Origin of the sequence: Mesorhizobium sp. M0571 (assembly GCF_040320985.1) — a bacterium.
Lineage (GTDB): Bacteria > Pseudomonadota > Alphaproteobacteria > Rhizobiales > Rhizobiaceae > Mesorhizobium.
The window spans coordinates 1-10,241 of the sequence record NZ_JAMYQT010000095.1; the positions used below are offsets into that span (position 1 = coordinate 1).

General features: G+C 58.6%; 9 protein-coding genes and 1 pseudogene. 8 read left to right on the forward strand and 2 right to left on the reverse strand.

The features are described from left to right. Window positions 1-249: 249 nt before the first annotated feature. Window positions 250-633 (reverse strand): annotated as a pseudogene (locus tag NKI85_RS36535) (ISNCY family transposase); the annotation flags it as partial. A gap of 68 nt (window positions 634-701) precedes the next feature. Next, the gene (locus NKI85_RS36540; RefSeq protein ID WP_352780658.1) at window positions 702-845 is read right to left on the reverse strand and encodes a hypothetical protein; all 144 of its coding nucleotides are present in this window, start codon (window positions 843-845) and stop codon (window positions 702-704) included. A gap of 699 nt (window positions 846-1,544) precedes the next feature. Here NKI85_RS36540 and NKI85_RS36545 point away from each other — a divergent pair. The 8 genes from NKI85_RS36545 (at window position 1,545) to NKI85_RS36580 (ending at window position 10,052) form a co-directional block, all read left to right on the forward strand. Beyond that, window positions 1,545-2,489 (forward strand): Rossmann-fold NAD(P)-binding domain-containing protein, encoded by a 945-nt coding sequence (locus NKI85_RS36545; RefSeq protein WP_352780659.1) that lies wholly within the window; start codon window positions 1,545-1,547, stop codon window positions 2,487-2,489. Window positions 2,490-2,821: 332 nt separating this feature from the next. Then, on the forward strand, window positions 2,822-3,787 hold the full coding sequence (locus NKI85_RS36550) for an ornithine cyclodeaminase family protein (RefSeq protein ID WP_352780662.1): 966 nt from the start codon (window positions 2,822-2,824) through the stop codon (window positions 3,785-3,787). A 269-nt stretch (window positions 3,788-4,056) separates the two neighbouring features. After that, complete coding sequence (locus NKI85_RS36555; RefSeq protein WP_352780664.1) at window positions 4,057-4,887, forward strand: type 2 periplasmic-binding domain-containing protein; 831 nt, start codon at window positions 4,057-4,059, stop codon at window positions 4,885-4,887. Between the two features lie 5 nt (window positions 4,888-4,892). After that, window positions 4,893-5,861: a proline racemase family protein gene (locus NKI85_RS36560; RefSeq protein WP_352780666.1), complete on the forward strand. Its 969-nt coding sequence runs from the start codon at window positions 4,893-4,895 to the stop codon at window positions 5,859-5,861. An 11-nt stretch (window positions 5,862-5,872) separates the two neighbouring features. Continuing rightward, window positions 5,873-6,526, forward strand: coding sequence for an amino acid ABC transporter permease (locus tag NKI85_RS36565; protein ID WP_352780668.1), 654 nt, complete (start codon window positions 5,873-5,875; stop codon window positions 6,524-6,526). Then, the gene (locus tag NKI85_RS36570; RefSeq protein ID WP_352780670.1) at window positions 6,526-7,395 is read left to right on the forward strand and encodes an amino acid ABC transporter ATP-binding protein; all 870 of its coding nucleotides are present in this window, start codon (window positions 6,526-6,528) and stop codon (window positions 7,393-7,395) included. The genes NKI85_RS36565 and NKI85_RS36570 overlap by 1 nt, the downstream gene beginning before the upstream one ends. A gap of 6 nt (window positions 7,396-7,401) precedes the next feature. Beyond that, the gene (locus NKI85_RS36575) at window positions 7,402-8,301 is read left to right on the forward strand and encodes a dihydrodipicolinate synthase family protein (RefSeq protein ID WP_352780672.1); all 900 of its coding nucleotides are present in this window, start codon (window positions 7,402-7,404) and stop codon (window positions 8,299-8,301) included. A 521-nt stretch (window positions 8,302-8,822) separates the two neighbouring features. Continuing rightward, window positions 8,823-10,052 (forward strand): ATP-grasp domain-containing protein, encoded by a 1,230-nt coding sequence (locus tag NKI85_RS36580; protein WP_352780674.1) that lies wholly within the window; start codon window positions 8,823-8,825, stop codon window positions 10,050-10,052. Window positions 10,053-10,241 lie beyond the last annotated feature (189 nt).

Genomic DNA, 10,241 nt, shown 5'->3' on the forward strand with positions numbered 1-10,241 from the left:
ACGGGTGATTTCAGTCCAGGCCATCGTGATCTCCATCGAATCTCGCAAATCCGACAGAATCACAACCTGCTGAAATCACTCAACTCTTTTTGGAACGGACACTGAGACCATTCATTCTCGCTCTAGCAGCGCAGACGGCGGGTGTTAACGAGTATAGGCAGGGTCAGGAAGTGTTGATCATCGACAAAAATGCCGTGCTCTGCGACGATCAGGCGTATACCGGCGCTGCCGGCGGGACAGCTGCGATGTACTGTCGCGGGTGCCTTTGACGATGATATCTCATGCTCTTCGAACAGCCTGATAAGCTTCTCGCCAGGCCGGCACCGGCTCGCCGGCTTATGATGCGTTCGACCAGCGGCCGATAGTGGTCCTGGATTTGCCGCAGTGCAATGGACGGTGTGCTCGCTCGCTCGCCTGCTTCAGGTAGGCCAAGGTCGTGCGGGTGATTGCGATCAGCTCGCGGCCGAGTTGGACGCGATTGGGCTGGCCGCGTGTGAACTGGATCTTGCAGGTGCGCTTTTGGCTGCACGGCGCTGCGCCATGACGAACCGGCGCCACCGACCAAGGTGTCGGCCCGCTTTAGAAGCTACGCACGATGACGCGCACAGCACCCCAAAGTAAGCTGCTGTTGCTGGCTCGTGCGTGAGCACCAAGAGCAAACGCGCACCCGCAGGTCCATGCGGCGGTCGAAAAGCAGCTTCTCAACGCCCGATCGGATCGCCATCGCCATTGCGGTGCCTGCCCAGGTCGAAGAAACGCGACAATCCGAGCGGGAATGGCTCTGCGGCGCGACCAGGCCCGCTGTGAAGCCGGTCGAGCCCGAGAACCGCTGGTGGCGCGCTCACTGGAACGGCTCCGGGACCGACGTTGCGCCCCGCCGAAGCGATCAACAGGATTACGAGCGTTGGCGCTGTGACGAGCCCCTTGTCCTAACCGAGACCGGTCGCGAAGCGCCGCAAAAGCTGAGGGAAGACCTGCCGGCATCTGGCATTCGAATTCGACCACGACGGCGGAAAAGGAAGAGCCTTCCGCCTCGTGTGGGGGCCAAGTCTCGGTTCACTTGACAGCCATGACTGTCGGGTTTGTCGGGTTCACGACGCGGGCGTGTTCGGCCAGGGTCCTGCCATACCCTCATTGAACCCCTTGAATAATATGGCAGCACTATTTTCTGCGGCTTTTGTGCAGAATTGGCACGAATTTCGCTCCTTCCTCATCGCAAGGCGGCACGGGTTGCCAACCGACGTGACATCGCTCGAGTGACCAAAGGAAGCAATATGTTAGGTCTGCATCAGATCCGCATTCTCCCGGAAGGGTTCTGCAAGTCCGCCACCTCCCGAAATGCACTCGCTGTCCTCATCGACCTCAGCAGGAAATCCTCATCGCCGGGCGCGAGGCCAAAACCGACCCACCCACCTGTACCCGAAAGCGCAGGGCACGGTCCTGCATCTCGCGGCAAAGGAAAGGTTCGGTGACCGATCTCGAATTCGAGGGCAGCATCCCGCGTCAACTGCCGACTGGGCTCCGATCAAGATCAGGAGGGATGGATGAGCGAGTTCCTCGGCCTCTATATTGATCACCAGATAACGTCGCCTTTCGAAGTTGCGCAGCGTTCGGCGAAGCTTAAACCACTTGCGACCGAACTAGGGAGAGGTGGAGTTCTACTGATCACAACTTGTGTACGAGTTGAGGTCTATGGTGAGGAGCCCGCACTCAGAAATATCGAAAGCACGATATTTTCTGGTTTTTCATACGAATGCATTGAAGGTGCGGCCGCAATTGCTCAACGTCTCGCCGAGATTGCATCCGGCGCTCATTCTCAGATCCTCGGTGAGAGTTACATCGGCCATCAGCTCGTGAAGGCTATCGAATTTGTTGATCCAAAACTTCCGATTTTCCAGATCGCACGGTTGGCAATTGATACAGGTCGTGCCGCACGCGAGCGACAGCGGTTCATTGCATCGTTCAACTACGATCAGATCGTCCGAGACATCATAGCTGATCGTTTTCCGAATGGAGAGCTGCCCGACCGCCTTTACATCATCGGGTCGGGTATGCTGGGTCGTGGGCTCATCAGGAGTGGTGTGGGGGAGCGATTCCGTTCCACGGTAGTCGTAACGCGGAATCCTAAGATCCTTCGCAAACGTCTCCGCCGCACTGACATAACAGTCGCGCTCATGCGCCCGGCAGAGATTGGGCACGCACGCGAACCGCGGTCGGTCGTTGTGATCGCAACCGCCGATGTCAATGATGAATATCAAGCAATTCTTCGGAACGCGCTTCTGCGGTTGGAGCCTCGCACCATAGTGGATCTGTCGTCAATCCCGGCGCTATCGGCCGCAGCAGTCAGAAAACTCAACTACGTGAGCATGTACAGCGACGAATTTCTTCGGTTCATCGATCAGAACAATAATCTATTGGCTCCGACACTGCCGCTCTTGTGTTCCGACATTGAGGCAACACTCCGAACGGCGCAGACCACCTTTCCGTGAAGGGAGCGTATGCTTACAGAAGAACATCGATTCGACGACGGGAGAATAATGGTGCTCACGGCACTGAAAGATCCGGCGAACGGCAGCCTCAGGTTGTAGGCTTTGGGAGTGTGGTTTGATGGATGCGCTAACTCTTGCTGAAGCTGATCACTCGGTTCGCTCGTGGATCTGCACGCGCTGAATAGGAGAAAACTCACGAAATCTTTGCATGATTAGCGGCAGTTCACGAGAGACCATTTGAAAGTCGCGTCGCCCCATTCGGATACCGACATTCCCAAACCGAAGGACCGGACTGTTCCAGCGCCGGTCTCAACACTAGGAGACGAGGTAATATGACGACGCCTATTGTAAGATGGCTGAGTCGAAATGACGTGGCAGCGACGAATTTGCCATTCGCCTCAGCATTAGATGTTGTCGAAGCGACGCTTCGTGATCACGGCATTGGCGCCTTCGAGAACCCGACCAAGATCGGGATCTACCCGAGGCACGACGCATTCGTTCACGCAATGGCCGGCTGGCTTCCCAAGCAACGCCGAGGCGGTCTTAAATGGGTTGCCAGTTACTCCGGCAATCGTAAAGTTGGTTTGCCAAACTTTACAGGCCTTTTGGTTTTAAACGACCCGGACACGGGCCTACCAGTCTGCGTGATGGATGCTGCTTACCTGACGGCAGTTCGCACAGCGGCAGCGTCGGCTATCACCAGCAAGTATTTGTCGCCGCCTCGCGTGGACAGGATAGCGGTGATCGGTGCCGGCCTTCAAGGCCTCTACCACGTAAAAATTCTGTCGTTGATTCACCCCGCTGCAGAATTCCATGTCGTAGATATCGATGAAAATGCTGCGAGCCAGTTAGCTGAACAGACTTCTTCCAAAGCAACAATAGTTCACGTCAAAGAGGCTGAGGCCGCGATCCGTACCGCTGACGTCGTAGTGACCGCGACAAGTCGATTGGAGGGTGTGGCATTCCAGTTCGGATGGGTCAAGGAGGGCAGCTTGGTTCTGCCCGTCCATGTCCGCGGATGGTCACAGGATATAACGACGGCTTCGGATGTATTGTTGACTGATGACGTCGAGCAATTCAAAAACTACATGATTGCTACAGGCTCTCCTTATCGGGATATTTCCAGGGTTCTTGGATCTGTCAGCGGTGTCATCGCTGGACGGCTCGCCGGCAGAATTCACAACGCTGATCGCATTGCAGTGTTCAATCTCGGGCTCGCGATACATGATGTCGCAATAGGTTCAGCAATACTCGACATCGCAGAGCAGCACGGCTTAGGGACGATCGTATCCTACTAAAGAATGTCTGGAAAATCGGGTTTAGCCCGTTGAGCCCTTCGAAGGGGCATGACAGCCCCACCGTGTGACAATGACCTCAGTGATGCTGAGTGGGCGATCCTGGCTCCTGTCCTTGACTCCACAATCCGCCGCGGGCGCCCCGCAACATGACCTGCAGCGGGTCCTGAACGCTGTGCTGTACATGGCGCCAGAAGGTGAAGGCGGTTCTGGATTTAGTTTGAAAATAATGGAGAGCCTTTCGACATAATTCAACAGCATAGGAAGATTCAATGAGACGTTGGATAAGTGGGATTGTCGCTGCCGCCATTGGCGCGGCGACGCTGTTCGGTCCGGCCTCGGTGCCGGCTCGAGCAGACGACCCCTCCCTGGTGCTCGACCGCATCCAGGCGAGTGGCAAGCTGAAGTTCCCGGTCATGGTCGCGGAAGAGCCGGGCTACATCAACGACCCGCGTACCGGTGAATGGAGTGGCCTCTTCGTAGATTGGGGCAAGGATATCGCCGGTCTGCTGGGTGTGCAGATCGAGTGCTATGACAACCTCGATGCAGATTTCCAAGCCGGCAAGATTGACCTCGCAGTGGCACTGAACCCCAACCCCCGTCGCGGCCTCGTCGTCGATTATGTGCCCGGCACTATTGTCGAGGGCATTTGGGCGCTCGTTGCCCGACCGGGCTTCGCGCCGAAGACGTGGCGTGAGATGAACACCAAGGAGACCCGCATCGCCGTGCAGAAGGGCGGTACCATGCAGGTCATCGCCGAGTCAGTCATCCCCAATGCCAGCATCGTCGTTATCCCCTCGCGCAACCAAGCTATCCTGGAGCTTCAGTCGGGCAAGGTCGACGCCATAATCGTCGCCGACCAGGACGCCGCCTTCCTCGATGCCAAGGGCATCGGCAAGGCCGTGGTACCTATGCCGGTGCTGCGCATTCCCTCCACCATCGGCCTCCGTCGTGAGCCAGGCAATGCTGGGTTTGCCAACTTTCTGGCGAACTGGATGTCACAGCAGAATTCTTTGGGTCTCGCCTGTTCGCGCATCACCCGTTACATGCTCGAGCGCGGCGTTGACATGAAGGTGGTTCCCCAGTCCGACAAGTACTGCTGACCGCCATGCGCACGAGCCGTCTCTTCTCTATCATCGACAGCCACACCGCCGGGCACCCGACTCGCACGGTCATCTCGGGCATCCCTCCATTGCGCGGGCACAGTGTCTGCGAGCAGCGGAATGATTTCCGGGCGGTCCATGATGGGTTGAGGGGGCTGCTGCTTCACGAACCGCGCGGGCATGCCGCCATTGTGGCAGCGGTGCCCGCGCCCTCCCGCGATGCGGATCAGGGGCTGTTCTTCATCTCCTCCTACGTCTACCTCGACATGTGCGGCCATGCCACGATCGGCTACATCGCGAGCTTGGCCGCCACGGGGGCACTGCCGCCGGGCTTTGAGCAAAACGGCATGTCCCTCGAGACCCCGGCGGGTATCGTCTATGTGACCGGTACTTTCGAGGCCGGCCGGCTGACCTCAGTGGTGCTACGCAACGTGCCATCCTATCTCGCCTGCGCCGATGTAGCCGTCGAGGTCGAGGGCCTCGGCACGGTGACCTGCGATATCGCTTATGGCGGCATAATGTATGCCCTGGTCCATGCGAGCCAGATCGATCTTCCCTTTGACATCGAGCATGCCAGCCGCTGGTGCCGGGCGGGCATGGCCTTCAAGGAGGCGCTCAACGCTGCAAGCAGTCACCAGGTAGGCAGCGTGCTATTCCATCGCGCCATCGAGGGTGGCGCCCGCCATCTGGTGATTTTAGCAGGCAACAAGTTCGACCGTTCGCCCTGCGGCACAGGTACCTCCGCACGGCTGGCCCAGCTTCACGCTCGTGGGGAGTTGGCGATTGGCGCCCCTTACCGGGCCGAAAACATCCTTGGGGTGCCATTCATGGCCAAAGTCGCGGAAGTGGCTCAAGGCAAGGACGGCCAACCCGGCATTATCCCAGAGGTGCGCGGCATGGCGCATATCAGTGCATTTTCCACCCTCGTGCTGGAAGCGGATGATCCGCTGTCCGCCGGTTTCCTTCCCAGCTGACGGAGCGTGGTGTGGAAATCGATCCTTCCGTCGTCTTGGAGAATTGGGACATTCTAGCGTGGGGTCTCCTCGTCACGCTGAGATACACGCTTTATACGTGCGTCATTGGCCTTGCGATCGGTCTCTTTGTGGCGCTGCTTCAGCTTGCTCCCTGGCGGGCGTTGCGCTGGACCGGCCGAGTATGGATAGAGTTCTTCCGCAACATTCCGCTGCTGGTGTTGCTTATGTGGATCTACTATGCACCGCCCATTTTCCTTCGGATCCAGATCGGTAAGGAAACGGCGGGCGTCCTCGGTCTCGGGTTTTATGCCAGCGGCTTCTATGCCGAGATCCTGCGTGCCGGTGTCCAGTCCATCGACGGTGGCCAGACTGACGCCGCCATTGTGCTGGGCATGGGGTACGTCCAGCGCATGAACCGGATCATCCTGCCGCAGGCACTGCGCCGCATGGTGCCGCGGCTAGTGGGCCAGACCATCATGCAGCTCAAGAACACGACGCTCCTCTCGGTGCTAACCATCCCCGACCTGTTTTATCAGGCTGGCTACATAGCCGGTTTCACCTACCGGCCAATGGAGGTCTACACCGTCATCGGCGCCATCTTCATCGTCGTCCTGTTTCCCCTCAGCGCTCTGTCGCGCCGGTTCGAGCGCAAGGAGGCCGCGTAATGACCGCAACATTCACCGAAGTCGTTCTGAGCATACGCGGCATGGCGTTGTTCCAATGCCAGGCGGAAGGCCAGTCCTTCGGGACGCACCATGTCCTACGCGGCGTCGATTTTGACGTCCGCCGCGGTGAGGTGGTCTGCCTGATCGGCTCCAGCGGTTCGGGCAAGACCTCGCTTCTGCGCTGCATGAACCTGTTGTTGGAGCCCGACCAGGGCGAGATCGTTCTGGAAGGCGCGCCTCTTTTTCGCCGCACCAGAACTGAACGGCTAAAGCTCTCTAACGCGCAGGTAAACGCCGGACGCGTGAAGACCGGCATGGTGTTCCAGAACTTTAACCTGTTCCCCCACCGCACCGCACTGGAAAACATCATCGAAGCCCCGCGGGTGGTGAAGAAAGTGCCGCGCACCCGAGCCGAGGCGCGAGCTCGCGAGCTCCTCACCCGCATGGGACTCCCCGACGCCGGACATAAATACCCGTCACAGCTGTCCGGCGGCCAGCAGCAGCGGATCGCGATCGCTCGTGCGCTTGCGATGGAGCCCGCCATCATGCTGTTCGATGAGCCAACCTCGGCGCTGGACCCCGAATTGGTAGGCGAAGTGCTTGCCGCCATCAGGCAGCTTGCCGCCGAAGGCATGACCATGGTTATCGTCACTCACGAGATCAGCTTCGCCTATGAGTTGGCCGATAGGGTGGTCTTCCTGGACAAAGGCGTTGTCGCCGCCAGCGCCGCTCCGCGTGAACTCCTGCTGTCGGGCGCAAACCCGAGGCTTGCGGCCTTCGTCGGCCGCTTTACTGAACAAGCCCGCCTGCTGGGCGCTCTCGCGGCAGCGGCGGACGTACGTTCAACCACATCTCACAACAAAGGATAATAGACCATGGCCGATGTAAACTGGGGCGGTATTTTTCCCGTTCTCGTCACTCCCTTCGGAGCTGATGGCTCCGTCAATGAGACCCGATACAAGGCGCTTATCGACGACGCCATTGCCAGTGGTGCGCGGGGCGTCATAGCGGCTGGCAGCACCGGGGAATTCTATGCTCTCACCAGGGCCGAGCGCACGCGCCTCCACAAGTTGGCGGTTGACCATGTGGCCGGCCGGGTGCCCGTGCTGGCGGGCGTCTCCGACCTGCGTGTCGAGGATATACTGGAAGCATGCCAGTCGGCCGTGGCGGCGGGCTGCGCTGGCGGCATGATCCTGCCACCCATCTACGCCATGCCGAGCCCGCGTGAGATCGTTGCCTTCTTCGAGCACATCTCCCGCAACACGTCGCTGCCGCTGATGCTCTACAACAGCCCGCGCCGCGCAGGCATCGACATCACTCCGGCGTTGGTGGAGCATCTCTCCGCCCTGCCAACCGTGGTCGCCATCAAGGACAGCTCCGGCGTCATTACTCAGGTGAGTGAGCTTGTGCAGCGCGTGGGTGACAAACTCCGCGTCTTCGTCGGCTACGAAACAATGATCGTGCCCGCCCGCGCCGTTTGTGCTCATGGGGTCGTCGCCATGGCGCACCAGATCGCCGGACCGTTGATCCGCGACTACTGGGACAAGGCGCTCACTGGCGATAAGATGTTGGATGACCTCGGCCGCGACGTCTTCGCCTTCTACCGTTGCTTCCAGTCCGGGGCCTATTACGCGGCCATCAAAGAAACGATGAGCCAGCTTGGCCGCGACGCCGGTGCCCCGCGCCTGCCGCTGTTGCCGCTGGCAGACGAACAGAAAGCCGCGATCGCCAAGATTATCGCCGACGCCGGGCTCGCCCGTTGGGCTCAGGTCTGAGGGGGCACCTGGCCGATCAGCAGCAAGCGCTATCGTCCCCACCGCAGAGCATCTCCCAGGCGGTTTGACTCTACTTTCGGTTTTTGCTGAGCCTGCGCCTTGTCGAAGAAATGCGGCTGAACGCGGCATTGTCGTCTCCTACGAAACGATCCGCCATTGGCAAAGAAATGCGGCCCAGACTAAGCCTGGCAGCGGATATGATGCCAGGCTTCGTCCCGGCGGAGCGCAAGCCGTGGCTGGGGTCAGCTGAAATCAGCGCCGCCTCTTCGCTATCCAGACAACGTAGCGTCGCGTCATTGACTGCTCGAACTGGCGTCGCTGATGAGAGCAGTCTTCCGAAGTTGGTCGCCTGACCCGTGCCACACTGCCGCCTAGTCAAAGCGTCGCAACAGATCCTTCAAATAAATTTACAACGTCTTTACGACTGGAAATCGCGCACGGTGGTACCTTGATCGCAAAGTCGGAGGTCAGTGATAGCGATTGCGCCTGGACAGCCGCACAGCACGGTTGGAGTAAAGATCATGTCAAGAAGAGTTCTCATCCTGATTGAAGGCAATGACAACGGTACTGGTCTACTATACATCAAAGCGGCGCAGCATCTTGGCCTTCATCCAATTACGCTATCGGTCGATCCTGGTCAGTACGACTATCTTGCGACGGAAGGGATTGACGCAATCCGTGTCGATACAGGCAATCTCGATGCGCTGATCCGCGAATGTTCCCGGCTGCGTGCGACCTACGACATTGGTGGCATTACCAGCGCCAAGGAGGCGGTCTATGCGACACTTGGCAAGCTCTGCCGGCATTTCGATTTACCGGGACCGAACCCCGCATCGATAGAACAATGCTGCGATAAATTCACTCAACGTGAGCTCCTCGCAGAGGCCGGCATCCCATCACCTGCCTATCGCCTGGCAGCGAATGCGAAGGAAGTAGAAGGCGCTGCCGCGGAAATCGGGCTGCCGGTAATTGTTAAGCCAGCCGTAGGCAACGGCAGCTACGGTGTCCGATTGTGCCGCAGCGTCGATGAGTTAGCCGAACATACGACCTATCTATTGGGCGGGAAGCACATATGGCGGTCGTCGCCGAGGATACTCGTCGAAGAATTCGTACAAGGCCCCTATTATTGCGCTGCAATAATGGGAAATGAGCTATTTGAAATTATCGCCGCTGAGTTCGGTCCTCCACCTCATTTCGTCTTTCGTGAGGTGACTTATCCGGCCATGCTCACCCAGGACGAGTGTGAGCGTATCGCCGTTATTTCGCTGAGCTGTTTGCGAGCCCTCGATCTGGGCTGGGGACCGACGAACATTGAATTCCGGTGGACAAAGCGAGGCCCAGTCGTCATTGAAGTCAACCCGCGACTTGGTGGCACGCCCGGACCTCAACTGGCTCAGCTTGCATATGGTGTCGATCTCATCAAGGAACACATCAAGCTTGTCATCGGCGATGAATGGGATTTGCGCAAAAGGCATACGCGCGTGGCCGCTGCGCGACACTTGGTTCCCGATCGCGATGGCACCCTTGATTGGATCGTCGGCGAAGATCAGGCTGCTGCTGTACCGGGTGTCGCCGAGGTCAAATTGAATATCAAAGCCAAGACGCCGATCGACAGGAAAGGCGATTACCGAGACTGGATCGGACATATCATCGCCGCTTCACCCAACCATGCTGAGACCCAAGCCATACTTCAGCGTGCCGTCGACTTGATCAGTTGGTCGATCACACCATTTCCAACCGCCGGCAAATAGGGGGCCATGGCGTCATCGGGATCAATCCGATGGTCGTCACGATTGCCGAAACGTGCTTCGACAGCGGCTGGCATATCGGCTGGGGCCCCCTGAAGGCAGCATTTATGGATTGAGATCTATACGTCAGAAATACGTCGGCCACCTTGAGATATAGCGGCACAAAGTGAAACGAGCTGAAAAGGGAAATGT